This is a genomic window from Mucilaginibacter pallidiroseus (assembly GCF_007846085.1).
GTDB lineage: Bacteria > Bacteroidota > Bacteroidia > Sphingobacteriales > Sphingobacteriaceae > Mucilaginibacter > Mucilaginibacter pallidiroseus.
In genome coordinates this window covers 210,385-235,793 of the sequence record NZ_VOEJ01000003.1, presented here as the reverse complement: position 1 = coordinate 235,793, position 25,409 = coordinate 210,385, and the positions used below count along the sequence as shown (strand labels likewise).

27 protein-coding genes are annotated in these 25,409 nt (G+C 44.3%); 13 read left to right on the top strand and 14 right to left on the bottom strand.

The features are described 5' to 3' along the window. Window positions 1–91 precede the first annotated feature (91 nt). Together FPZ43_RS07985 and FPZ43_RS07980 are read right to left on the bottom strand one after the other, a co-directional pair. Window positions 92–598 (bottom strand): DinB family protein, encoded by a 507-nt coding sequence (locus tag FPZ43_RS07985; RefSeq protein ID WP_146381342.1) that lies wholly within the window; start codon window positions 596–598, stop codon window positions 92–94. Between the two features lie 142 nt (window positions 599–740). Then, window positions 741–1,721 carry a GlxA family transcriptional regulator gene (locus tag FPZ43_RS07980; protein ID WP_146381341.1) on the bottom strand — a complete coding sequence of 327 codons (981 nt, stop codon included), beginning with the start codon at window positions 1,719–1,721 and terminating at the stop codon, window positions 741–743. Between the two features lie 151 nt (window positions 1,722–1,872). Here FPZ43_RS07980 and FPZ43_RS07975 point away from each other — a divergent pair, with 151 nt between their 5' ends. The 5 genes from FPZ43_RS07975 (at window position 1,873) to FPZ43_RS07955 (ending at window position 3,839) form a co-directional block, all read left to right on the top strand. Beyond that, complete coding sequence (locus FPZ43_RS07975) at window positions 1,873–2,091, top strand: hypothetical protein (protein ID WP_146381340.1); 219 nt, start codon at window positions 1,873–1,875, stop codon at window positions 2,089–2,091. Window positions 2,092–2,117: 26 nt separating this feature from the next. Next, window positions 2,118–2,543: a VOC family protein gene (locus FPZ43_RS07970; RefSeq protein ID WP_146381339.1), complete on the top strand. Its 426-nt coding sequence runs from the start codon at window positions 2,118–2,120 to the stop codon at window positions 2,541–2,543. Between the two features lie 12 nt (window positions 2,544–2,555). Next, entirely contained in the window at window positions 2,556–2,951 is a 396-nt protein-coding gene (locus tag FPZ43_RS07965; protein WP_146381338.1) for a DoxX family protein, read from the top strand. Between the two features lie 11 nt (window positions 2,952–2,962). Then, window positions 2,963–3,340, top strand: a complete 378-nt coding sequence (locus FPZ43_RS07960) for a DoxX family protein (RefSeq protein ID WP_146381337.1) — start codon at window positions 2,963–2,965, stop codon at window positions 3,338–3,340. 73 nt (window positions 3,341–3,413) lie between these two features. Next, window positions 3,414–3,839 carry a hypothetical protein gene (locus FPZ43_RS07955; RefSeq protein WP_146381336.1) on the top strand — a complete coding sequence of 142 codons (426 nt, stop codon included), beginning with the start codon at window positions 3,414–3,416 and terminating at the stop codon, window positions 3,837–3,839. Window positions 3,840–4,027: 188 nt separating this feature from the next. Here the strand turns inward: FPZ43_RS07955 and FPZ43_RS07950 are convergent, their stop codons facing one another. Beyond that, a complete protein-coding gene (locus FPZ43_RS07950) occupies window positions 4,028–5,932 on the bottom strand; it encodes a beta-N-acetylhexosaminidase (RefSeq protein ID WP_146381335.1) in 1,905 nt (634 codons plus the stop codon). Window positions 5,933–6,102: 170 nt separating this feature from the next. On the opposite strand from FPZ43_RS07950, the gene FPZ43_RS07945 reads away from it, so the two are divergent. Then, window positions 6,103–7,497 carry a Gfo/Idh/MocA family oxidoreductase gene (locus FPZ43_RS07945; protein WP_146381334.1) on the top strand — a complete coding sequence of 465 codons (1,395 nt, stop codon included), beginning with the start codon at window positions 6,103–6,105 and terminating at the stop codon, window positions 7,495–7,497. An 88-nt stretch (window positions 7,498–7,585) separates the two neighbouring features. Here the strand turns inward: FPZ43_RS07945 and FPZ43_RS07940 are convergent, their stop codons facing one another. The 6 genes from FPZ43_RS07940 to FPZ43_RS07915 form a co-directional block, all read right to left on the bottom strand. Further along, window positions 7,586–8,575: a glycoside hydrolase family 43 protein gene (locus FPZ43_RS07940; protein WP_146381333.1), complete on the bottom strand. Its 990-nt coding sequence runs from the start codon at window positions 8,573–8,575 to the stop codon at window positions 7,586–7,588. 4 nt (window positions 8,576–8,579) lie between these two features. Beyond that, entirely contained in the window at window positions 8,580–9,320 is a 741-nt protein-coding gene (locus FPZ43_RS07935; protein ID WP_146381332.1) for a YdcF family protein, read from the bottom strand. Between the two features lie 161 nt (window positions 9,321–9,481). Beyond that, the gene (locus tag FPZ43_RS07930; RefSeq protein WP_146381331.1) at window positions 9,482–10,114 is read right to left on the bottom strand and encodes a gluconate 2-dehydrogenase subunit 3 family protein; all 633 of its coding nucleotides are present in this window, start codon (window positions 10,112–10,114) and stop codon (window positions 9,482–9,484) included. A 6-nt stretch (window positions 10,115–10,120) separates the two neighbouring features. Then, window positions 10,121–11,857, bottom strand: coding sequence for a GMC family oxidoreductase (locus FPZ43_RS07925; RefSeq protein WP_146381330.1), 1,737 nt, complete (start codon window positions 11,855–11,857; stop codon window positions 10,121–10,123). A gap of 54 nt (window positions 11,858–11,911) precedes the next feature. Then, window positions 11,912–12,583, bottom strand: coding sequence for a 3-keto-disaccharide hydrolase (locus tag FPZ43_RS07920; protein WP_146381329.1), 672 nt, complete (start codon window positions 12,581–12,583; stop codon window positions 11,912–11,914). Window positions 12,584–12,730: 147 nt separating this feature from the next. Further along, on the bottom strand, window positions 12,731–13,759 hold the full coding sequence (locus tag FPZ43_RS07915; RefSeq protein WP_146381328.1) for a hypothetical protein: 1,029 nt from the start codon (window positions 13,757–13,759) through the stop codon (window positions 12,731–12,733). Window positions 13,760–13,888: 129 nt separating this feature from the next. Here FPZ43_RS07915 and FPZ43_RS07910 point away from each other — a divergent pair, with 129 nt between their 5' ends. From FPZ43_RS07910 to FPZ43_RS07895, 4 genes are all read left to right on the top strand, one after another. Further along, a complete protein-coding gene (locus FPZ43_RS07910; protein WP_186461781.1) occupies window positions 13,889–15,124 on the top strand; it encodes a DEAD/DEAH box helicase in 1,236 nt (411 codons plus the stop codon). Window positions 15,125–15,204: 80 nt separating this feature from the next. Next, window positions 15,205–16,080: a sugar phosphate isomerase/epimerase family protein gene (locus tag FPZ43_RS07905; RefSeq protein ID WP_146381327.1), complete on the top strand. Its 876-nt coding sequence runs from the start codon at window positions 15,205–15,207 to the stop codon at window positions 16,078–16,080. 134 nt (window positions 16,081–16,214) lie between these two features. Continuing rightward, window positions 16,215–17,363, top strand: coding sequence for an alpha/beta hydrolase (locus FPZ43_RS07900; protein WP_146381326.1), 1,149 nt, complete (start codon window positions 16,215–16,217; stop codon window positions 17,361–17,363). Window positions 17,364–17,441: 78 nt separating this feature from the next. Then, window positions 17,442–19,271, top strand: coding sequence for a PAS domain-containing sensor histidine kinase (locus FPZ43_RS07895; RefSeq protein ID WP_146381325.1), 1,830 nt, complete (start codon window positions 17,442–17,444; stop codon window positions 19,269–19,271). Window positions 19,272–19,282: 11 nt separating this feature from the next. On the opposite strand, the gene FPZ43_RS07890 is transcribed toward FPZ43_RS07895, so the two are convergent. From FPZ43_RS07890 to modA, 3 genes are read right to left on the bottom strand one after another with little or no spacing between them, the layout of a single operon-like run. Then, entirely contained in the window at window positions 19,283–19,897 is a 615-nt protein-coding gene (locus tag FPZ43_RS07890) for an ATP-binding cassette domain-containing protein (RefSeq protein WP_146381324.1), read from the bottom strand. Next, window positions 19,894–20,565, bottom strand: a complete 672-nt coding sequence (gene modB / locus FPZ43_RS07885) for a molybdate ABC transporter permease subunit (RefSeq protein ID WP_146381323.1) — start codon at window positions 20,563–20,565, stop codon at window positions 19,894–19,896. Before modB ends, FPZ43_RS07890 begins: the two co-directional genes overlap by 4 nt. Before the next feature lie 8 nt (window positions 20,566–20,573). Further along, window positions 20,574–21,332, bottom strand: a complete 759-nt coding sequence (modA, locus tag FPZ43_RS07880; RefSeq protein WP_146381322.1) for a molybdate ABC transporter substrate-binding protein — start codon at window positions 21,330–21,332, stop codon at window positions 20,574–20,576. 128 nt (window positions 21,333–21,460) lie between these two features. Between modA and FPZ43_RS07875 the strand changes: the two genes are divergently transcribed. Together FPZ43_RS07875 and FPZ43_RS07870 are read left to right on the top strand one after the other, a co-directional pair. Next, complete coding sequence (locus FPZ43_RS07875) at window positions 21,461–22,312, top strand: glycoside hydrolase family 16 protein (RefSeq protein ID WP_261381025.1); 852 nt, start codon at window positions 21,461–21,463, stop codon at window positions 22,310–22,312. Beyond that, window positions 22,309–23,544: a glycoside hydrolase family 5 protein gene (locus tag FPZ43_RS07870; RefSeq protein ID WP_261381024.1), complete on the top strand. Its 1,236-nt coding sequence runs from the start codon at window positions 22,309–22,311 to the stop codon at window positions 23,542–23,544. The genes FPZ43_RS07875 and FPZ43_RS07870 overlap by 4 nt, the downstream gene beginning before the upstream one ends. Before the next feature lie 84 nt (window positions 23,545–23,628). Here FPZ43_RS07870 and FPZ43_RS07865 read toward each other — a convergent pair whose 3' ends face one another. Together FPZ43_RS07865 and FPZ43_RS07860 are read right to left on the bottom strand one after the other, a co-directional pair. Beyond that, window positions 23,629–23,811: a DUF6358 family protein gene (locus FPZ43_RS07865; RefSeq protein WP_146381321.1), complete on the bottom strand. Its 183-nt coding sequence runs from the start codon at window positions 23,809–23,811 to the stop codon at window positions 23,629–23,631. A gap of 2 nt (window positions 23,812–23,813) precedes the next feature. Then, on the bottom strand, window positions 23,814–24,128 hold the full coding sequence (locus FPZ43_RS07860) for a rhodanese-like domain-containing protein (protein ID WP_146381320.1): 315 nt from the start codon (window positions 24,126–24,128) through the stop codon (window positions 23,814–23,816). Window positions 24,129–24,250: 122 nt separating this feature from the next. On the opposite strand from FPZ43_RS07860, the gene FPZ43_RS07855 reads away from it, so the two are divergent. After that, window positions 24,251–25,369, top strand: coding sequence for a DUF4407 domain-containing protein (locus FPZ43_RS07855; RefSeq protein ID WP_146381319.1), 1,119 nt, complete (start codon window positions 24,251–24,253; stop codon window positions 25,367–25,369). Window positions 25,370–25,409: the final 40 nt, after the last annotated feature.

Sequence of the window (25,409 nt, the reverse complement as noted above, 5' to 3'; positions counted from 1 at the left end):
GCCGCCTTGCTTCATTTAGCGACACTTTGCTTGCCGAAACATTGCCGCTTAGTGAGGCCTTCGATAAGCTCAGTCTTACACAGGCAAAAAATTACCTATCCCAAAACGGAGGTGGCTCTACACCAAGGGCGCGCAGGTAAACATAACCCTGTCCACGATGGTGAATCTCATTATCTATAAGGTACAGTATAGTATCAATAACCGTGTTTTCGAACTGGCCAAAAGCTAAAACTCTTTCTTCAAAACGCTCAGGCACTATTTGCGGCCAAAGGGTGTCCAGTTGCTCGGTTACTTCGTCCCAGGCTTCAAGGATCTGTTGTTTGCTGGTGTAATGCTCGCTTGGGTTAAAATGATCCAACAGCGGGGTAGTTACCCATTTGTCAGTTGCAAAGCCGTTGACGCCTGCGCTGGCAAGGCCAATCATTTCGCTCAAAAGCTGGTCGTAAGTGCGCATGCCACCAATCGAAAACTTAAATAATTCTTCTTCAGGGAACGCTTCAATTGTGCGGCGGCTTAGGCCGCGGTGTCCCTGCCAGTGCTTTAATAAGGCATCTGCACTAATAACAGGTGTTGTTGCGATGCTGCTTTGGTTTTCCATAATAGTTTAATTTAAATGTTGTGATTTTGATTATGTCACAAAGAAACTATGCGCCAATGACAACAGTATGTCAGCAGGTTTTTGGATCCCCGATTATTTTAAAATTATTCATCAAATAAGTGCGTGCCGTAACCGATTAGCACTACGCAGCAGCATTTTTACTGTACTTGTTGCGATACTCTATTGGCGACAGCCCGGTTATTTTTTTGAATATCATCCGGAAGGCTTTGGTATCTGTGTAACCGACATTGTACATCACCTCGTTCACATTTTCGCGGATGGTTTCCAGGCTCATTTTGGCAGCCTCGATCCGTACACGCTGCATATACTCGACAACGGTATTTGATGTGGCTTTTTTAAAGCGCCTTTCCAGGTGCCTGCGGCTTAGGGCCAGCATAGATGCCAGGCTATCCACCGTAATCTTTTCGGGGTAGTTGTGTTCAATAAATTCTTGAGCCTTTTTAATTACATCATCCTCGTGATCTTTTTGCCCCCTAAAAATGATGAACAGCGATTGGCTGTTGCGTTCAATATCAATTTCAAAGATCTTGGATGATGTGATGGCCATGTCTCTGCCCGAAAATTTCTCAACCAGGTACAGCAACAAGTTTAAGGATGAGTAAGCGCCGCCACTGGTGTAAACGCCGCCCTCGTCGGTTATAATTTTGTACGGCATCAGGTTTACATCAGGGAACATTTTACGGAAATCATCGGCCATCAGCCAGTGCGTGGTACAGCTGCGCCCCTTTAGTAAGCCTGTAGAGGCCAGCAGAAACGCTCCAATACACAATGAACATACTTCCGCCCCGCTTTTATATTGTTTTATTATCCAGGGCAAGAAATCGCTGTTGCGGGCAATCACAACATTGGGGTCGCCATGCACAGCCGGAATAATGATCAGGTCGGTTTTAAAGTTATCTTTAAGGGTAAGGTCGGGCTTTATGGTAAACAGGCCATTGCTCACTTTTGCTTCGCTGCTTAGCCCAACCAGTTGTATCTTAAACATAGGTGGCTTGCGCATCCTGTCGAGCGCCTCATTTACTTTGTTGAACATTTTGTGCGCAGCTTCAATATTGCTCAGGCTGGTCTCACCCTCAGGTATCAGTATTGATATGTGTTTCATTGGTATCAAAGTTATTTTGGAATACGGTCGCAATCAACCCCTTACATTGTCGTAAATGCACCCTGCTAAATGCTTATAAGCACCGCATATTTGTAAAGTTAATAAGCAAGTGGCGGTAAAACAAAGCCTTAAACGCATTAAACTTTAAACCATGACAACAACTGTAGCTGTGTTTAAAACCAATGTGAAGCGCCGCGCGCAGGCCGACCGATTGCTTAGTTTGCTTAACCAAAGCAACCCGGGGTGCCGCATAAATTTCGACCTGGACGATTGTGATAAAATTTTACGGGTAGAGGGCAACACTTTATGCTGCAATAAACTAATACAATTGCTTAAATTTAACGGACATGCCTGCGAGGTATTAACCTGATTTGTAAACCTATAAACCACAATATTATGTCAACAATTAGTGCTTACATCAACTTCCAAAACGGCGAATGTGCCGAAGCAATGGCTTTTTATAAGGAGATTTTAGGCGGTGAACTTTACATCCAAATAGTAAAAGATTCGCCTATGAAAGATATGTTCCCAGCCGAAACGCAGGAAGGTGTGTTACATGCATCGCTTAACGGGGATGGTTTTTCGCTGCTCGGCTCGGACATGCCCGATGGCAATGCTGAATTTACTACCGGGGCCGTAACGCTGATGATAACAAAAAACACTGTTGCCGAAATGCAGGTCACATTTGACAAGCTTGCCGAGGGCGGAAGCATTACTAACCCCGTTATGGAATTTTTTGCAGGCACAATGGGCAACCTTAAGGATAAGTTTGGTGTAAAGTGGGGCGTTTTTACCGAAGAAAGATTATCTGTAAAAGCTTAACTTAGTAATAGCATGAGCTACAAAGCAGTAACGATTACTTATTGGACACTAACCATCATTTTCGGCGTGTTTATGTTGATGGATGGCGGCGCAGGCATTGCAAAAGAGAAAACCGGTCGCGATGTGATGACGCACCTGGGCTATCCGGTTTATTTGATGGTTATAACGGGGGCATTTAAGGTGCTTGGCGCAATAGCCATACTGCAAAATAGCTTCACAACTATTAAAGAATGGGCGTTTGCTGGCTTTGCTATCAGCTTTGTAGGCGCGTTTGCATCACGCGCATTTGTAGGCGATGGAGTGGCACTATTGGCGCCCCCGCTGGTTATGCTGGCTGTAATGTTCGTGGTGTACTATTTCTGGAAACGATACCAAGCTATCAGATCATTAAATGTTGCTAACCCATAAAACCTCATATTATGAAAATCACAATGATTGTTGTACGCACGCTGCTGGGCCTGTTTCTGCTTTTTGCGTCTGTTAGTTACTTCTTTAACCTTGTTGAGCCATCAGTTAAAATGCCCGAGGAAACTATCACCTACAATAAAGGGCTTGCAGTAGCACACATTTTGCCTATTGTAAAAGCAATAGAGCTGATATGCGGACTATTGTTTGTTACCGGCTTTTACAACACGCTTGCAACAATATTAATATTTCCAATTACGGTAAACATTGTGCTTTTCCACGCCTTCGCAGACCCTGCAAATATGGGTGGCGCTATATTGCTATTGGTTCTAAATTTAGTAATGGCCTGGTTTTACCGTAAAAACTATGCGCCACTGTTTGCCGTAAAATAAGCGTACTTAGTTAACTGCAAATAGCCATACCAAACGGGTGTGGCTATTTGCAGTTATAGTGATACCTTTAGGCATGCAAAAGCTGTTGTTATTTTTCCTGCTAATTTCCATAGGTCCTTTTAATGGCATCAAACGCAGCGACGTGGTGCCTGCTATGTTTAAAGGAAACTTTACCGACGACTATGGTATTAGATACAGCATCAGCGATACGTTATGGACACAGCAGCCGCGCAGTAAATACCATATCATAAAGTGGAATATAAAAGAGCAGTACCTTATTGCGCGTAACGATGCCCAAAACCCGGGCGAGGGAGGGCTTTACACCCGTATAGATTTTATGCAGTTTAACAATATGGAGCCCTGGCTTTGGGGCTATTGCCTTACCGTTTACGACGCAAAAACCCATGCAGATGCTGAAGCCATTGCCAAAGCCGACCGAGCCAATCCAAGAAAAGGCTGTAACGGCTTCCCGTTTTCGAGGATGAAAAGAGTAGAGTAAATTTATGATGTTTTACTTGTCATCCTGAGCGTAGCGAAGGATCTATCAAGCGATGAATGCTTCAAAAGGCTCAACATCAACCGCTAATAAAGCGATATAAATTCCATAGAACAACAAAGCGGCACGTTGATAAAACGGGCCGCTTTGTTATGTCAAGCATCCCTTCAGGAGGCTGTCGGGATAAGCTTTTACTTAACCCTGCTTTTTAATTCATCAATAGGCATGTTTACCATACGGCCAACCTGCTGTTTGCCGCGGTAGGTTACTACACGCATCAATTTGGCATCTATAGGGATGTTAAGCGCGCCTGTGTATTTAGGATAAAACCTGTCCGGGTACGAGTTGTCAAAGCTGTAATAAATATCTAATCCCGGTACTTCTGTGCTCAGGCTAATTTTATAGGTGCTATCGCTATTGCGGCCGGGCGTAAATATGGCATCGTATACACTTGGTGCGTATTTAACTTCAGCATAATTAAGGCGATCAAACTGTTTTTCAACTTTGGTAAAGAAGGTATTGAAATTCTTTTTTGCCTTCGGCGACCATACCGACTCGGCAATGGCCAAACCACGTGGCCATGTCATATACTCCGCCTGGCGTATGTTGTAAACCTGCTCGGTCCAAAGGTTGGCCTGTCCGCCTTTTATAAATTTAGGGTCAACACCTTCTGGTACTGGTTCAAACTCGTAGCTTTTTGTGAGGCGCAATGTAGCGTAAACCAATGGCTCCATTACTTTATCGCTTTGCATATAGTCGAGGTAAGCAAATGTAGTAGGGCTCATAACCACTTCGTGACCAAGTTTTGCTGCCTGGATACCGCCGCTTACGCCGCGCCAGCTCATTACCGCCGCATTTGGCCCGATGCCGCCTTCCAGGATCTCGTCCCAACCCATAAACTTTTTGCCTTTTGATTCCACTATCTTTTCAACGCGTTTTTCAAAATAGCTTTGTACCTCTTCCTGTGTTTTCAGGTTTTCTTTAGCCATAAGCGCTTTAACAGCATCGCTCTTTTCCCAGAAATTTTTAGCGCACTCATCGCCACCCATGTGGATGTATGGGAAAGGGAACAACTGCGCAACTTCGCCAATTACCTTGTCTAAAAACTCGTACGTATACTCACCTGCAGGGTTCAGGGTATTATCAACCAACGCCGGGTGGCCCGGTTTTGACCAATCCATTATCTTCTCGCCAGAACGTACTAAGTATTTATCTGCCCCGGGAGTTGCAGATAGTTGCGGGTATGAGGCAACCGCAGCAAGGCTATGGCCCGGCACATCAATCTCCGGCATAATGTCAACAAAACGATCCTGTCCATATTTAACCAGCTCGCGAATATCATCCTGCGTATAAAAGCCACCGTAATTGCGTGGTTCATCAGGTTTTGGAGGAATAAAGTCACCAAAGCTGCCTTCGCGTTTTACGTTAAAGGCACCAACTGTGGTAAGCCTTGGCAGGCTTTTTATTTCAATTCGCCATCCTTCGTCATCGGCAAGGTGCAGGTGCAGTAAATTAAATTTGTAACGGGCCATGTTATCAATATAGCTCATCACCTCTTTTTTGGTAAAAAAGTGGCGCGATACATCAAACATCAAACCCCTCCACGCAAAACGCGGATAATCGGTTATATCAACAATCGGTGCCGACCAGCTCACACCTGCGGCTACCTCTTTGCCCTCAATTTGATTTGGTAATAGCTGTAATAAAGTTTGCACGCCGTAGTATAAACCAGCCGGTGTGTTTGCAGTAATAGTTACGCCCTTTGCTTTTACCGATAAGTAGTAACCTTCTTTGCCAAGCTGCGCATCATTGTTTTTGGCCAATACCAAATGGATAGCTCCCTCGGCATTATCATGTTTAACCGCTACCATTTTACCGGCGGCGGTAGAAAACTTCTTTTTCAGCAGATCAACAACTGGGGTTAGCTCGGGCTTAGCAGCGGCCTGCACCACTATCATGTTAGGAAATGTGTAATAGCCAGCATGTTGTGTTATCATAACAGGCTCGGGTATTATGGCTATGCTTTTGTTTGGCTGCTGCGCAAAAGTTGCGGCACTAAACATTAAGGCACATGCCAGTAAGTGCAGTTTTTTCATATATCGCTTGATGTTGGGTGTTATAGGTTACTGATGCAAGATATTACTTTTTAAATTATTTAAAAAAGCTTTTTATTTTAATGTTAAGCTTGTTAACTTGCTGAAAGTTAATCGCTGAGATTGTTCCTGCAATCTACGTAACCAATTATTTACCAATAACCGAAATACCTATGTCAACCGACCGCAGAAAGTTTTTAAAACATCTGGGTACGTCAGTTTTGCTTACATCAGCATCCCTGACCAGCCTTGCCGCTAAAGAAGAAAATGAAGTACGCATTTTAGAGGCGCAAAAGCGAATTAGCCCCAATGATAAGATACGCGTTGCTACCATTGGCATGGGTATTATGGGCGTGAACGATACTAACGCCGCCCTTACTGTGCCCGGTATTGAGATGGTTGCCGCCTGCGATTTATATAAAGGCAGGCTGGTACGCGCCAAGGAACTTTACGGCAAAGACATTTTTACCACAATGGATCATAGGGAAATACTTGACCGTAAAGACATTGATGCGGTGATTGTTGCAACCAGTGATAACTGGCACAGCCAGATATCGATTGATGCCATGCGCAAAGGTAAAGCGGTTTACAGCGAAAAGCCGATGGTGCACCAGTTGAGCCAGGGGCTTGAGGAGATAGCCGTTCAGCGGCAAACAGGTAAGGTTTTCCAGGTGGGGAGCCAGCGGGTTAGCAGTATTGCTTATCGTAAAGCAAAGGAGGCATATGAATCGGGTGCGATTGGTAAAATCAACTCTATTGAGGCATTATTTAACCGCCAAAGTGCCTTGGGTGCGTGGCAATACACCTTGCCCTTAGATGCCAATATCCAAAATGTGGATTGGGCCCGTTTTCAGGCGAATGCCAAAAATAAAGTTGACTTTGATCCACTACGCTTTTTCAGGTGGCGAAACTACCGCGAGTATGGCACAGGTGTAGCAGGCGATTTATTTGTGCATTTACTTACCGGCATCCATTATATAACGGGCTCAAAAGGGCCGGAAAGTATCTACTCTATAGGCGACCTTGCCTACTGGAAGGATGGCCGTAACGTGCCCGATGTGATGAGCGCAGTAATACACTACGGCGAAACCAAAGAGCACCCGGCCTTTCAGGTAACCTTGCGGGTAAACTTTGTGAGCGGAGAAGGCGAACACAGCACCACCAAAATTTACGGAAGCGACGGCGTACTTGATCTGGGCGATGGCGAAGGATTTACTTTACGAAGAAATAAAATGTCGGTAGCACCGGGTATTGGTGGCTGGGACTCGCTCATGACCTATCCCGAAGCCGAGCAGAAAAAAATCCTTGACGATTATAACAAACGCTACACTGCTGCCCAAAAAGAGGGCCAGCACGATCAGGATGTTATTTTTAAAGCCCCTCAGGGCTATAATGCCTCTAACGATCACTTTGCCAACTTTTTTGAATCCATCCGTACCGGTAAGCCGGTTGTTGAAGATGCTGTTTTTGGTTTCAGGGCAGCAGCCCCGGCCTTGGCTTGTAACGAAAGCTATTTCCAGAAAAAGGTAATTCACTGGGATGCAGAGAACATGAAAGTGGTAGGGTAGTCAAAAGTCAAAAAGCCTGTTTTTCAAGTTGAAAAACAGGCTTTTTCGTGAAGTCGTATGAATCTAAAAAATCCGCGTAATCCCGGTTTTACTTGATCCTGTTGGCGGTGACACCTTCGTTTGTGATTTTAACCGGGTTTATAAGTCCGTTTTTATCAAAGGTCATCTTCTCGATGCAGGTAACGCGGTGGTTGCCGTCGGTTTCGGTAAGCGGGCGGCGGTGGTAAACAATATACCATTCATCTTTACCCGGAACCTGTATAACCGAGTGGTGACCCGCGCCTGTAGCAACAGCAGGATCTTGTTTAAGTATAGTACCTATCTTTTTAAACGGCCCGTTAATATTGTCGCCTACTGCATACGCAACGCGATAGTCGGGACCTGTCCAGCCGCCTTCGCTCCACATAAAATAATATTTGCCTTTACGTATAAACATTACAGGGCCTTCAATGTATCCTTCAGGTGTTATGGAGCGGAAGGTTGTACCATCAGCAAATGGCACGAACCCTGTAAAGTCGTTTTTTAATTTGGCTATGTTACAATGCCCCCAACCGCCGTAAATAATGTAGTACTGGCCGTCTTTGTCTTTAAACACAAACTGGTCAATTGGTTGGGCACCGTTAATAATCTTGTCGATAAGTGGCTTGCCCAGGTAATCTTTAAAAGGGCCTTCCGGCTTATCGGCCACAGCTACACCAATGCCGCCCGGCTCGGTATCCTTCTGTATATCATTAGCGCCGAAAAAGAAGTAGTACTTGTCGTCTTTTTTAACAACGGCCGGCGCCCACATGGCACGCCATGCCCATTTAACGTTCGATGAATCGAGCACGTTATCATGTTTGGTCCAATTCACAAGATCTTTTGAAGAAAAGGCGTCAAAGTGAACCTGCCTGGTGTATTTATCCGAATAGGTTGGGTATACCCAGTATTCTTTTCCAAAAATTACCGCTTCCGGGTCGGCGTACCAGCCCTGAGCAATTGGGTTGCCCGATGTTTTTTTTGCAGCTGTTTTTTGTTGCGCTACAGCTGTGCTCAGCATTATTGCCGACGATGCAATTAGTACAAATAGTTTTCTCATAGTGTTATTTAATTAAGGTAACGATGTACCCTACAATTTCTTTTGTGTATGTGTTCCAGGTGCCAAAGTTTTCAATAGCAGGTACCAAGTTAGCAATAGATATGTGCCGGCCCGCAATATAATGACTTGGATAGGGTGTAACATTGATGCCCTCGCGTTTGTAAATAAGCATGGCCCTGCGCATATGAAACGCAGACGTAACAAGCAGGTAGGGTGGCTTTAAGCCGGATTGCTTCAGCAACTTTTTCGAATTGGCTGCATTTTCAAACGTGTTACGGGCAAGGCTGTCAATTAATAGCGTGCTATCGGCAAAGCCCATTTTCAAAAGTTCGCCCTTTACAAATGCCCCTTCCCTGAATTTGCTGGGATTTAGAGAGCCGTTGCCACCTGTAAAAAGCAAATTTTTTACTGTGCCGTTGGCCAGCAGGCGCGTAGCCTGTATATACCTGTCTGAAGCGCCATTGAAAACGCCGTTTCCGTCTTCATCTTCAGATATAAAACCGCCTAATAAGATGCCTGCGCTATAACCCTTATCCGGATGTTTGTTTGGCGGGTAATCCCAGGCGCGGGCAAACAGGTTAATTACAAGGCCATTTGCAAAAAGGTAAACCCATGCGCATGTAGCAATTAGCAGCCTTTGCTTTTTCTTATTGTTTTTTGTTAAAGTAGCCCAAACTAACAATACAGCCATCCATGTAAAAGGTTGTATGATGACGAGCAGTACTTTTGATAAGATAAAATACATGGCGCTGCAAGATATTGATTTTTTGCTTTGGCTATAAGCGGTTTCTATATAAATGTAGATACATATCTATTGTTGATTTTCATCTTTAATGCAGATGTTACGCACAAATAACAAAAGCTGCCTTTTAGAGCAGCTTTTGTATAAAGGATTTTGTTAGCAGATTAAATCACCACGTTTTCCATACCGTACTGCTTTAGCACGTCGGCAGGTACTCCGGTCCATTTGTTTGGGGCATTGCCAGCATAGCCAATATCTTTTGTGCCCATTTCTGAGCTCCAAAAACCCGATGCTACTAAATCGCGCATGCGGCTAAAAAATACCACACCCTGCTGCATTTCGGCCTTAGCCAGTTCGGGGTATGCAATCTGGTCAAGCAATTCGGTTTGCTGTTTTGATGAGCATTTTATAAATGCCTGGCCATAACGGTTAAGGCACTGCATATCCAACCACTTTAAACCACCACGCATGGGCAGTTTGTGGCTTGGTATATCCTTTACAATAAACTCAATAAACTCGGGCACTTTGGCATCGCTTGCGCTGCCGCTATGTTCATCTTTAGGAATGATAATGTCTGACAGGAGAGTGATGGTAGCCATTTCGTGCTCATCAAAATATTTTTCTTCCTTTATTTTTTTCTCACGTTCTACTTCGGCAGGCATGCGGCCGGGTACTGCTTCAGTACCGCTTTTTGCAACCTCGGTTGTTTCTTTTTCGCCCGGCTTACAGCCACCCAACAGTAAGCCTGTTGTAAGTGTGCCTATACCCAAGGCTTTAAGGGAGTCGCGTCTGTTCATGATGCGTTATACGTTAAGTTTTTTACGTTGTTGAAGGATGTATTCTGCAGTACGCATGCTTAGGGCCAAGATGGTCCAGGTGGCATTTTTATCGCCCTGTTGTACAAACGGAGCGGCATCAACCACAAAAAGGTTATTACAATCGTGAGCCTGGCACCATTTGTTAAGCGCCGATTTTTTTGGATCGTCGCCCATACGTACGGTACCAACTTCATGGATAATTTTGCCAGGTGCTTCCAAACCGTAATTGGTTTCTTTTCCCTGTTTACCAAAGCTTATTGCACCCATGTTGTGAAGTACCTCTTCAAAGGTATCCTGCATGTGTTTGGCCTGGTTAACTTCTTCGTTAGTCCACTTGTAATGGAAACGTAGTACCGGTATGCCGAATTTATCCACAACACCGTTCGGGTCAATTTCGCAATAGTTGTCGGCACGGGCAACAGATGTACCACGGCCCGCCATGCCAACTTGTGTGCCGTAAAAGCGGCGGTAATCATCTTTAAGTGATGCGCCATAACCGCCGGCTGGTTTCTTTTTACCATCGCGGCCCGGTACAGCACCATTCATGCTTTGTATGCCGCCCATAAAACCGTATGCTGGCATATGCATACCACCTCCGTACTCGATATGGTAGCCACGCGGGAAATTCAGTTTTTTATTGTCAAGCCACCATGGCGAGTAAATGTGCACGCTACCTACGCCATCTTCGTTATAACGTTTGCGATCCATTAGTTGTGGCAAAAACCCACCCGCGCCGGAGCCTGTAGAGTCATGAATATACTTGCCCACAACGCCGCTGCTGTTTGCCAGGCCGCCCGGGTGCGCTGCTGATTTTGAATTGAGCAGCAAACGTGCCGACTCGCCGGCGCTTGCACCAAGTATTACCACTTTGGCGTTTACCTGGTACTCCTGCATATCAATAGTGTTTACGTACGATACGCCTGTTGCTTTACCTTCTTTATTGGTGATTACCTCGCGTACCATAGCGTTAGGAATCACTTTCAGGTTACCGGTTTTTTGCGCCGGGATAACCAGGCAAGATGATGCCGAGAAATCGCCATATACTTTACATGAACGTCCGCACTGCCCGCAAAAGAAACATGCACCACGGTCTTTGTTATTCGGCAAAGCTTCGGTAAGTACCGAGCCACGGCCCGTTATAACTTTTACACCAGCTTTTTCAGCGCCTTTTTTAATGAAGAGCTCATTTAAACGCGGCTTTGGCGGAGGTAAAAATATACCGTCAGGTTCACTTTCAATATTCTCGACCGTGCCGTAAATACCTATCATGCGGTCAACCTTATCATAATAAGGCTTCAATTCATCATAGGTAATAGGCCAAGGGTCTGTCAAACCATCCTTTGGTTTAAAATCTTCCGGGCCCATCCGTAATGATATACGGCCCCAGTGGTTTGTGCGGCCGCCAAGCATCCTTGCACGGAACCATGCAAACTCAGTATTGTCTTTTGTGGTGTAAGGCTCGCCTTCCAGTTCCCAGCCACCATAGGCAGCGTCGAAATCGCCGAAAGGGCGGGTTGTACCCGCACCGCGGCGGGCCGATTCCCAGGCCCATTTTAACTGGTGCGAATCAACCCGAGGGTCGAAATATGCACCGGCCTCGAGCATTAATACTTTTACGCCCGCGTTGGCAAGCACATAACCGGCCATACCACCGCCGGCACCAGAGCCAACTACAATCACGTCGTATTCTGTAGCTGACTTTTTGATCTGAAGATCTTCCATCTAATAAAATATATGTCGAACTATAATTTTGTTAATGTTGCTCAGCTTGTTTGGTTAAAGCTGTTTTATGCTGATGTTTTTGAAAGCTACCACGGCACCGTGGTTTTGCAATGCAATATGTCCCTTTGGATATTTTGCAAAGTCTTTCCAGTTTTTAAACTTGCTATTATTTATCAGCTCTTGCCACTCGGGGCTGCCCATTTGCACGTTTACAACTTCTTTGCCGTTCAACCAAAAAGTAAGGTGACCGTTGTCTTTGCGCAATACTACCTTGTTCCATTGGCCTGCAGGTTTTGCGGCATTTTTAGGGGCGGCTATCATATCATATAACGAGCCAGCAAGGTGGTTGGGTTTTTTATTGTCCTCAGCCTTTTCGTTATCCAAAACCTGCATTTCTATACCGGTGTTGTATGTAGCGTGGAATGTACTGTCTTCCTTCACACCGAAGATAATACCGCTATTGCCGCCTTCGGCAATTTTCCAATCAATTTTCAACTCATAGTTTTCGTATTCACCATCAGTAACTAAGTCGGCAGGGTGAGGTGCTTTAGGGTCAAGCTGTAAGGCACCGTCAACAACAGACCATGCGCCTGCGTCTTTTTGCAGGTAGCTGTGCCAGCCTTTGGTGGTTTTGCCATCAAACAAGCTTACTGTTTTGCCTTTTTGGGCAAATGTCGCAGTGGTGAATGCTGTTAAAGCAACTGCGCCTAATATTAATTTTTTCATAATAGGTTACGTTAGCGGCCGCAAAGCCACATGTTATACTTTGGATAGTAAATGTATGATTTATTTTGTTGGTTGCTAAAATAACGGGCAATCAATCAAAAAAATTACAACGTAACACGTTTAATATTAAAAAATAAACATTCTAAATTACCTGTTAAACATAAAGGACAGGCCCGAGGATATGCCTATAGTTACGTAGCCGTAACTGTCTTGAAAAGATATATTATAATCATCCTGCCCACGGTAGCCTGCGCCACCCATGATGGCCATGTTTTGGATGAATGGAAGATGATAGTAGTATTTTAAACTAACGTTGAGCCGTTTTTTAAGGTTGAAGGCATTGTAATTTTCGTACTTATCGGCAATGTATGTAAAGTCGAATTGTATGCGCTGCCAGTTATCGAATAGCCAATGATCTGTTTTTATAGGATCCTGGTAGCGTTTTGCAAGGTTGCGCATGTAAGTGCCGTTTACGCGTACAAAACCATACCTGCCGGGCAAGCCAAAAGCTGTACCTGCAGTGCCAAACAAGCCCTCATGTATCTCCACCCCGCCGGTAGCATAGTGATTTATAATGCGCGTTTCCTTGTCTATGCGTTTGCCGATAGTGTAGTTGAGGGTATAAAAGTTAGTAGAGAATTTCCCGCTGTCGACATTAAAGCTGTTGTCCGGCCTTAGTGTTGAGCCCCGGATGCCGTTGGAGTGGTGCGTATAGCCTCCGCTTAAAAATTGCGGGTGATAAATATCATCATTAAGGCGGTAAAACAGCTGTATGCCGGGCATATAGCTGGGCGATTTTACCGGCGCGCCGCGCTGCGAAAGCAGCCTTACTTTTATGCGGGCAAATGCATTTACAAAAAAGCGCGAGCGGGGCGTATTCAGCACGCCGAAGTTGGCAACCACATCGCCTACCAGTTGCGTTTTAACCGGCTGAAAATACTCCTGCCCAAAAAACGAAGGGCGAAGATTCTGCTGATAAATATCATTAAACTCCCGATTAATAATACGTTTGGCTATCAGGGTAGATATGGTATCCTGCTTAACGGGTACGCCATTGAAATCAACGGTGTCGGGCGTGGTTTTCGCGGACGCACCAAAACTTATAAGAATGATAAAAAGAAATAGTAACCGTTTGCCAGACAGTATTTTATAATAACCAATTAGGGGAGTAAACATTATACGATAGATGCGCGTTTTTTGATTGCTAATAGTACAGGCTAATTACCGGATTGTTTTCTGTTTAGTTTGTCATTTGTTTTTATAAGAACTAAAATGCCTATCTTGCAAGGCACCTTTAACAAAACTGTGACATTCCAAGATTTTAATTTTAACGAGCAATTGCTCGAAGGCGTTTTAAGTATGGGTTATAACACCCCAACGCCAATACAATCCATGGCCATCCCGGTCATACTCAATGGCGACGATCTGATAGCATGTGCCCAAACAGGTACGGGTAAAACGGCATCGTACCTGTTGCCGGTTTTAAATTACATAAGCAATACTGATAGCCACCATACAACTGCCCTTGTGCTTGCACCAACGCGTGAGCTTGCCCAGCAGATAGACCAGCAGGTTGAGGGCTTGGCCTATTTTACTGGTGTAAGTTCGCAGGCTGTGTTTGGCGGCGGCGATGGTATGGCTTATGAGCAGCAGCGCCGTGGCATCCAAAATAATGTAAATATTATTATTGCCACCCCGGGCAGGCTGATAGCGCACCTTACATCGGGCGTGTTGAAGCTAAACAACATTACGCACCTGGTGCTTGACGAGGCCGACCGTATGCTTGATATGGGGTTTTATGATGACATTATGCGTATTGTAGGCTATCTGCCTAAAAAGCGCCAAACGTTGTTGTTCTCGGCTACTATGCCTCCGCGCATACGCAAGCTGGCAAAAAATATATTGAACGAGCCCCAGCAGATTAATATCGCTATATCGCAACCGGCCGCGGGTATCGATCAGCAGATTTACCGCGTGCACGACCAGCAAAAAACGCCCTTGCTTAAAAGACTTTTAAAAGATGGCGGTTACTTAAGTTCCATCATTTTTGCATCGCGAAAGGAAATAGTTAAGTCGCTTTATAAAGAATTAAAGGCAGCCCACATCAATGCTGCAGCCTTCCATTCCGATTTGCAGCAGGGCGAACGTGAAGAGATCCTATTAAAATTCAAGAACAAGCAACTGCCGGTTATTATTGGTACCGATGCTTTATCGAGAGGGATTGATGTGGAAGGCATTGACCTTGTTGTAAATTACGATGTGCCCGGCGACCCTGAAGATTATGTGCACCGCATTGGCCGTACTGCCCGTGCTGCTACTACAGGTACCGCAATTACTTTTGTGAATCAAAGAGACGAACGCCGCCTTAAGACCATTGAAGACTTGATCGAAAAGCCCATTAAGCAAATGGATGTGCCCGAAGAATTACAGGGTATACAGCCGGTGAAAGAGGAGAAACCGCACGGCGGCCCGCGTAAGGATAGCAGGCGCAGGCCCAACCGCTACAAAGGTAACAAGCCAAAGCCTGCAGGCGGTAATTAAACCTTGTAATAATTATGTGGTCTATTTGTTTTGTATAGTCAATGCGTTACTTTTACACAAACCAATAATAACCAACTAATATGACAACCAGACGTTCCTTCCTGAAAACCACGGGGATGCTATCGGCAGGGCTTTTAATGGCTCCAGATTTATTTGCCCGCAATAAGAAATATATAGGCTTACAGCTTTACACCGTACGCGATGCCATGGCTAAAGATCCTGTTGGCACGCTTAAAAGGGTTGCCGGTATTGGCTTTAACTCTGTTGAGGGTGCTACTTATACAGGCACGCAAAAGTTTTACGGCATGGAGCCTGCCGAGTACAAAAAAGTACTGAGCGATAACGGCCTGATCATGCCAAGCGCACACTATATGCTGGGCGAAGGAATGCCTGCTGTAAAAGGTACAATTAGCAACGAATGGCAAAAAGCTGTTGATGATGCAGCTGCAGCCGGTGTTAAATATATGGTTTGCGCATATTTGTTAGATAGCGAGCGCGGTACGCTAAGCCATTATAAAGAAACAGCCAACAAGCTTAACAAAGCTGGCGAAATTTGTAAAAAAGCAGGTATACAACTTTGCTATCATAATCACGATTTCGAGTTTGTAAAGCAGGACGGCAAGTTGCCATATGAAATGCTGTTGAACAATACCGACGAGAAGCTGGTAAAAATGGAGATGGACCTTTATTGGATGTACAGAGCAAAGCAAGATCCAATTGCCTTGTTTAACCGTTACCCTGGCCGTTTCCCGCTGTGGCACGTTAAAGATATGGATAGCACACCAAAACAGATGTTTACCGAAGTTGGTAATGGCGTTATCCCGTTTAAAAAGATATTTGCCAATGCTAAAAAAGCAGGTTTGCAATACTTCTTTAATGAGCAGGATGTTACCCCTGGCGATCCGTTTGATAGTATCACCAAAAGCTACGCTTATATCAAAACAAACCTGGTATAATTTTTACCCCGAACATAAACTTTTAAACGCCTGGCATTGCCGGGCGTTTTTTTATTCATTTTATTCAGCGAAAACTTAGCTGGCTTTAATTACCGTAAGTTGTGTAACCAAATGGGCATCGCTATATAAAGCAAATGTTTATACTCGTACTCGCTATTGTCTTGTTTTCTGTTTCGCTGCTGAGTGTATTTTCAGCGCCTACCTATCGCCTTTGGCTGCTGGCAATTGCCGTAACAGAGTTTTCATGGCTGTTTGCGTTGTTTGCTGTTTTGTTAATAGTAGTAGCGGTGTCGACAGACGTTTATGTGCTACCTGTGGCGGTGATTGGTACCATTGCTTTCCTGCTGCTCTGCAAGCCAGTAATACAAGCCTGGTTACTGGCGGCAAATTTAAAAAGGCACTTCGCAGCAGCATTTGGCCCACGCAGTACTTTTTTATATGGAGATAACACCCAACAGCCGTTTAGCCTGCTAAAAATATTTAAAGGTTTGGGGCGTACAATGGTAGCCCATAAAAGTATGCCTTACGCTACTGTGGGCGGACAAATATTGGCGCTTGACTTTTACCCGGCACAGTTAAGCGGAAGGCGGCCATGTATTGTTGTGGTGCATGGCGGCTCATGGAGTAGCGGCGACAGTAAACAGTTGCCACAGCTAAACAGCCATTTGGCTACACTGGGTTATAACGTGGCGGCTATAAATTACCGCCTGGCGCCGCAACACCAAAGCCCAGCACCTGTAAATGACCTCGAGGCTGCATTTAACTATCTGCGCGATAATGCCGAAGAACTGAATATTGATATCAATAATTTGGTTTGCCTTGGCCGCTCGGCAGGGGCTCAGGTAGCTATGCTGGCCGCCTACAGTAAAAATATATCCGGTTTAAAAGGCCTGATTAATTTTTACGGCCCTGCAGATATGGTTTGGGGATATGCAAAACCTGCCAGTAAACTGGTTATGGATTCCCGCGCGGTGATGGAGCGTTATCTAGGCGGAGGCTACCACCAGGTACCGCAGGCTTATGCCAATAGCTCGCCCATTGAATTTGTTGGCCCCAAAGCCGTGCCTACTCTTATCATTCACGGCGATAACGATGTACTGGTTTCGCCGGGCCATGCCACCCGTTTAAACGAAAAATTGACTGCTGAAGGCATCAGGCATTTTTATTTAAGATTACCGTGGGCCACACACGGATTTGACTACACCCTCAACGGCCCGGGCGGCCAATTATCCACTTACGTGGTTGACAGGTTTGTTAACCAGGTTTGCAATTATAACTGTTAGTTATTTTATTCTCGTTTTTATTTTCTGTAACTTAAAATTCATAGATTGATGCCTTTAATATGAGGAGGAGTATTGTCGATGCGTGATTTTAAAGTTCTATTTTATGACGCTCCATCTCCAATGTGGGTGTTTGACATCAACAACCTGAATATCCTGGATGTAAATAAAGCTGCTACACGCGTGTACGGTTATACTTACAAGGAGTTTTTAGGAATGACCATTGCTCAATTACGCCCCCGGGAAGATTTAGAAATGATGTTTAGCGCGTTATCAGGGCTGAACAGCCATAGGTTAAAAGCCGGCGAATTTAGGCATACTGATAAGAATGGTACCGTTTTCAGTGTCGAAATTATCTCTTATTCGGTTGAATTTAAAGGTAGGCCGGCCCGGGTTGTGGTTGCCCAAAATATTGACGATCGTAGGGCCATAGCAGGGCAGCTCGAAATAACACAGGCAAAGCTTAACAAGATACTTGAGACAACCGGCGTTGGTTTTTTTCAGGTAGATGTAAATCATCGCATAATTTATTGGAACTACGCTGCCGAAGTAATGATCGGTTATCAACGGGAGTATGTAATAGGTAAGGATTTATGGGAGATATTTGCAGAAGCGCGCCATACCGATTTCGACACAAAGCTTGAGGAGGCGATCGCCCAAAACACCAAGGTTGAATTTACCTACTACTTTTGGCCCGTTCAAAAATGGCTCAACATAAGTGCTTACCCCCTGGCCGACGGACTTATAGTGCATTTCAGAGACATTACCGAGAGCAAACTTTATGAAGAACGCCTGCTCGAAAAGATAGAGCAGATGCAGGAGATATCATATTTTAATTCGCATTATATACGTAAACCCGTAGCAAGCCTGCTTGGCCTCGCTTCGCTTATTATTAATGGTAATGTAGCTGACAATGAATATCGGGAGGTGGCCGGGCATATAGAAGCTTGTTCTGTTGAGCTTGATGAGGTTCTTCACAAAATCAATAACAAGGTAAATGACGAATTTGCCAACAGCCTGTTTGAGCAGGTAGAAACATTTTCCATAACGCAGCTGCTTAAAAAGATTGCTAAGGATTTTAAACGGGCTGGTATCAATCAGCATATTGTGGTTAAAGGCTGCTCTAAATCAATCGATTTTTTCGGCAACAGGCAGGGTCTGGAGATTGCTGTAAAGTGTTTAATTGATAATGCTGTTAAGTTTTCTGAGCCGACAAGTAATATTGAATTATGCCTGGAAATTATTGGCGGCAATGTGATTTTGTCTGTACGGGACTTTGGTGTAGGCATAAACCGGCAATTAGTCAATACGATATTTGTAGGCTTTACTAAAAAGAGTGTTGCCCGTAAACTGGGGCGTGGCCTTGCCAAGGTTGCTGAAGTAGCACACCGGCACAACGGTGCTGTTTGGGTTGAAAGTCAGCCTGCTAAAGGAGCCATTTTTAGTATGCGGTTACCGGTATCATCAATAGCCGGGCATAAAAAATGCCATTCGGATAAAGGCGATCAGTCGCTGCCCGGAGTTGAGGTTACCTACAATAGCGAGTTAAATTACATAGTTACTGACTGGAACGGTTTCCATAGCGGGCACTCTGTTAAAACGGGTTGTTTCAAGATATTGAATGCGGTTATAACTCACGGATGCACCAAAATATTAAACGACAATACGCATTTGTTGGGTACCTGGGATACCGCTGTAGAGTGGGTTGCCAAAACTTATTTCCCTATGCTGCAGGAGGCCGGCGTAACACACGTTGCGTGGGTTTACTCTAAAAGTACATTTAGCCGGTTAGCAACTGATATGACAATTGAATCTGTAGCAGCCAATGTTGTAACCAAACCTTTTGAAGATGCCGAAGAGGCAAAACAATGGTTAATAACACAACCAATCCGTCAGTATCAGGAGGCTTAATTAACGTATACTTAATCTTCGCCGATAATCAACTCATCGGTGGCAATGCCATCCAATTCTTGTGGGTTGTGGGTTACAGCAATCACCGTTGTGTTCATGTCCCGTAAAAGGGTTTGCAGGTCTGCAAGCAGTTTCATCTTCGTTTTCACATCAATTGCCGAAAATGGTTCATCCATAAGCAGCACATTAGGCTTTATAGCCAAAGCTCTTAATATAGCCAGCCTTTGTTGCTGCCCGCCCGATAGGTGCAACGGTTTTTTGTCCGTAAAGGAGTCAAGCCCGCCGATTTTTAGTAAGTCATCAATCCAATCATTATCACCGCATGCATATTTTAAGTGTTGCATAACCGTCATATTAGGAAATAAAGCATAATCTTGAAAAACAAAGCCTGCTTTACGCAATTGCGGTGTTAGGTTTATGCTGCCAGCGGAGTTGAACCACTCATTACTATCAACAGAAATTAAGCCCTCGTCGGGTTTTATCAGTCCGGCCAGCATTTTCAAAAAGGTGGTTTTGCCGGCACCAGATGGGCCTGTAACGCGTGTTATGCTCCCGGTGACAAAGGCCTTATTAATATGTAGCAATTGCCCGTCTTTCAGCTGTTTTTTTATATCTGCCTTTATCATTCAAGCGGGCTTTTAAATTGGTACTTGTTGTAGATGAAAACACCCATAACCATAATAAACGTAATGGCAAATAAAACAAGCGAGTATTGATTGGCTGACGTATAATCCATCTGCTCAACGGCATCATAAACCGCTATTGATGCTACACGGGTAACTCCCGGAATATTTCCGCCTATCATGAGCACTACGCCAAACTCACCCAGGGTGTGTGCAAACGTTAATACGGTAGCTGTTAACAGAGATGGTTTAATATTAGGCAACTGTACGTGTAAAAAAGTTTCCCGTGGGTTTTTGCCCAAAGTGTATGACGCCTGTGCCAATGAAACAGGGAGTTGTTGCAACGCTGATTTTACCGGGCTTACCATAAACGGCAGACTGTATATTACCGATGCCAGCACCAGGCCGGGGAACGAAAATACGAGCTGTACATCAAAAGTATTATGAAGCCATTTGCTCAGGCCGTTTTGGGGGCTAAACGCCAGCAGCAAATAAAAACCCAATACCGACGGGGGTAACACCAACGGCATGGTTATGAGAGCCTCAATTATGATTTTAAAAACAGACCTTTTTGCCGATAACCACCAGGCAAGCGGTACACCTATAACAAGCAATATTGCCGTGGTAATTGCGGCGAGTTTAAGGGTTAGCCATATGGGCAAAAGGTCCATTGGTATATTTAATTTACGTGGTAACCGTAGCTTTTAAAAATAGCTTTTGCCGCCGAGCTGGTTAAGTATTTATAAAACCTGATTGCCTGCTTGTTGCCTTCCGCACGTCTTAACAATATCATGGCCTGGCGTATTGGTGTATATAATTTGCTATCTACAAGTGCCCAGTTAAGCTTGGTCTTGTTGGACGGATCTCTTATCAGCGAAAGCGTTGTAAAGCCAGCATCAACAGCACCGGTTGTGATGTATGTATTAACCTGCGATATGCTTTCGCCGAACACGATTTTGGGTTGTACTTTAATAAACAAGTTCAGCTTTTCAAGCGCCTCTTTTGCGACTTTCCCGTAGGGCGCTATGGCCGGGTTGCCAATAGCTATTTTTTTGACGGCAACAGTTTGTATCGCCGATGGCCAGTTGTTAACAGCTGTTTTGTTAATACCGCAAATAACCAGCACACCGTCGGCATAAAAAACCGGTTGATGTTGCGAAAAGCCTTGTTTATACAACATGGTTGGAAACGCCGCATCGGCCGACATGAAAATATCATATGGCGCACCATTCTTGATCTGGTTGCTCAAATTGCCCGATGATCCTGATATAGCATCTATTGTGATGCCTGTTTTCTTCTTAAAATCGCTTTGCAAAGCTTTCATTACAGGCTGCAGGTTGGCTGCTATGGCCACTTTCAAGGTCTGCGCAGAGACCGAAGGTACAATAGCGAAATTTATCAGCAGGGCAATCGGTATCAGTTTTAAATACTTTTTCATGGCATTTGCAAAGTAAGTATATTAAACGCAGTGCGCAAACAGGCCCATAAATAAGCTGAATTTATTACCTACATTTGAGTTAATTGTAAGCCAATTACAGACCTTAATACCCCTTAAAAAATTACCTTATGAGAAAATCACACACTGCATTTGCCTGCATGGCTATTGCATTTGTTTTTTGGGCATGCTCGGGCTCAAAAAATACGCCGGTACCAACTCCGCCTGTTACCACAACTCCAATAGCCGACAAAAACTGGTCTTTTGAAACCAGCGCCTATTTTGCAGATGAATTTGACAATACCGGCAAGCCCGATGCAGCCAAATGGGGCTATGACATTGGCGCAGGCGGCTGGGGTAATAACGAGTTGGAATACTATACTGATGGAAGCAATGCAAATGTCGCCAATGGCAAATTAACCATTACCGCCAAAAAAGAAAGTATGGGCGGTGCCGGTTACACATCGGCGCGTATGGTATCAAAGGGAGCTGGTAGCATGTTGTACGGCAGGGTAGAAGTAAAGGCCAAGCTACCATCGGGTGTAGGCACATGGCCCGCTATATGGATGCTGCCCGATGACTATTCTTATGGGCCCTGGCCAAAATCGGGCGAGATAGATTTGATGGAGATGGTAGGGTTTGACCCCAACGTAGTGCATTTTACTGTTCATAACCAAACTTACAACGGGGCAAACGGCAAAGGTGCAGGCAAAACAATCGCAACCGCCAGTACCGATTATCATATCTACCGCATCGACTGGACACCTTACGCCATTAAAAGTTATTTCGATGGCGAGTTGGTTTATACTTACGTTAATGAAAGTAACGGTTTTGCTACCTGGCCTTACGATAAAAAATTCCACCTTTTGCTTAACATTGCCGTCGGCGGCAATTGGGGCGGTCAAAAAGGGGTTGATGACACAGCTTTCCCGGCCTCGATGGATATTGATTACGTGCGTTTTTACAAAATGATTGATAAATGATGAAGAGGGGATTTTTTACAGTTTTAGCAGCACTGGCAATTTCGGTGAATGTATTTGGCCAGGCAAAAGGATTTTATGATACAAGGGGCAAAGAAATTATCGGGCCCGATAAAAAGCCGTTTTTAATAAAGGGCACTAACCTGGGCAACTGGCTGGTGCCCGAGGGTTACATGTTTAAGTTTAAGAGTGTTAACTCGCAGCGGATGATAAATGAGGCGCTTACGCAAATCGTCGGCCCCGAAGAGATGAAGGTGTTTTGGCGCAAGTTTCAGGAAAACTATATTACCGAGGCCGATATCCATTTTTTGAAACAGTCGGGTATCAACTCTTTGCGTATCCCATTTCATTACAAGCTCTTTACTAATGAAGATTACATGGGCCAAAACAATGCTAACCGTGGCTTTGAGCTGTTGGACAGGGTTATCGGATGGTGTAAAAAAGAAAACTTGCCCGTTATTTTAGATATGCATTGTGCACCCGGCGGGCAAACCGGTGATAATATAGACGATGGCGACGGATACCCGTTTTTGTTTAAAAGCGCAGCAAGCCGCAAATTAACAGCACAGCTTTGGCGTAAAATAGCAGATCATTACAAAAACGAAACGATTGTGTTAGGCTACGACCTGCTCAACGAACCTATTGCACATTTTTTTGATGTAAATGATCTTAACCCTCACCTCGAGCCAACTTACAAAGAGATAACAGCCGCAATACGCACTGTAGATAAAAACCATATCCTGTTTATTGGCGGTGCGCAATGGGATAGCAACTTTAAAGTTTTTGGTGCCCCGTTTGATAGCAGGCTGGTTTATACCTTCCATAAATATTGGACAGATGTAAAGCAGGACGTGATACAGGAGTATATAGATTATCGTAATAAATACAACGTGCCCATTTATGTTGGCGAAACCGGTGAAAATAAAGACGAATGGGTTCGGGACTTTCGTATCCTGTGCGAGAAGAACAATATTGGCTGGCACTACTGGCCATATAAAAAACTGGATAACACCAGTGGCTTCATGAGCTTTAACTTGCCGGCTAATTATGAAAAGATAATTGAATACACCGAAAAGAAACGGACATCTTTTGATGATATCCGCAAAGCTGCCCCCGCAAACAGGGCCGAGCTTAAAAAAGCGCTCGATGATTTCTTAGAGAACTGTAGGTTTATAAACTGCGTGCCCCAAAAAGGCTATATAGAGGCGCTGGGCTTAAAAGTACCTGCCAAGTAAACATATAAGTTTAAAAGTATTCATCAACAAACAAAAACCCGCTTCAAAAAATGGAGCGGGTTTTTGTTTGATATCGGGCGCTTGTTAGCGTTGCGTGTTTCTCACTTCTTTAATCAACCTTATTTTAATGATCACTAAAACAGCGCCAATAAATACCGAGCCTAACACATACTCATAACGGCCGCTTTGGAAGCCCGAATAGGTAAGCAGCAGGCACAAGAAAATGCCAAGGTTAAGCAGTACGTTAAATATCAGCTTTTTGCCCATGTTTAATAAACGTTAATAGTTGGGTCGATAGCTGCTTTCCAGGCCAGGATACCGCCTTGCAAATTGTAAAGGTTGCTAAAACCTTGTGCCTCTAACTGCATAACGGCAGCTGCGCTGCGCTTGCCGCTGCGACACATTATTACAACAGGCTTATCTTTAGCAATTTTATCTGTTTCAATTAAAATGCCTCCCAGCGGTATCAAAGTGCCGCCAAGGTTTGATGTTTCATATTCAAAATCTTCACGAACGTCAACCAGTTGAAAATCTTCGCCGTTGTCAAGTTTCTCTTTTAATTCCTGTACGCTTATTTCTTTCATAATAAATACAATTATGGCCCAAAGGTAGGTTTTTCTATACCAATTATTTATTTATGAACTGTAACAATCAGTACCTAAGTGCGTTTTATACATAAGGTGTTGTTAGCAAAACCTTTTTATTAATGAAAAAAATAACCCGCTTCTTTTGGTTTTGTTCCGGAGCGCATATAGATACACTGAGAAAATATCCTATCGAACATAATAAATACGTTGGTATAGGGGCAACCATTTTCTTTACGGCACTGTTTGCAGCCTTGTCTGGCGGTTATGCCATGTACTTCGTTTTCAGCGGTAATGCATTTGCTGTCGGCTTTGCCATCATATTTGGTTTAATATGGGGAACGGCTATCTTCAATATGGACCGTTATATTGTATCCAGCATCAACAAAGTAGGTACAACTAACCAGCAAATACTGCAGGCATCGCCGCGTATTTTATTGGCAATTGTTATAGGCATCGTAATATCGCGCCCACTTGAGCTCAAGATTTTCGACAAAGAGATCCGCACTAAGTTAAAAACGGCTTATCTTAAAGGGCAGCGCACCAAAATTGATTCCTTGCAAAAAACCTATCAGCTTAAATACACGCCCGAGCTTGTTAAAAACACTGATCTTAAAAAAGAGAAAGATTCGCTCGAGCGCGATATCAATCGCTCGAGGTATGAATTGAACCAGGAGGTTTTTGGTGATAAAACCAACCAAACCTCAGGCATTACAGGCTACGGCACTTATGCCAAGCAGAAAGCACAGATTTTAAAAGAAAAAGAAGATCGCCTTAAAACTGTTACAGATAATTTAGGGCAGATGGACCAATACCTGTTAAAGCGTCGCGATTTTGAAGGCTTAAGCAGCACGCGTTTATTTAACGAAAGACAACTGGACAGCCTTGCAAACGTGGCCGGTTTCGCCGACCGCAACTGGGCGCTTGGGCAATTGTCATTCAATGAAAAAGGTAAGCGCGATCTGGATACTTATCTGGCCATATCTTTCATCGGTTACCTGTTTATAATTTTCGAGTGTTTACCGGTTTTCGTCAAGCTGATGTCGCCACGTGGGCCTTATGATGTGGCTATTGCGAAGATATCCGAAGCCAACAGTTATTTCGCCGAGCGCGATAAAGACCGAGATATTGCCGTAACCAACCAAACATTCGATCATAGCCTGGATACGGATGTAGAACGCCGAAAGCGAATTATTTCTGGCCAGTCCGACTTTGATTTCGAGCGCCATAGCTACGATTGATTAGGCAATTTACGTTGGTTAATGCGTAACGAAATTGATA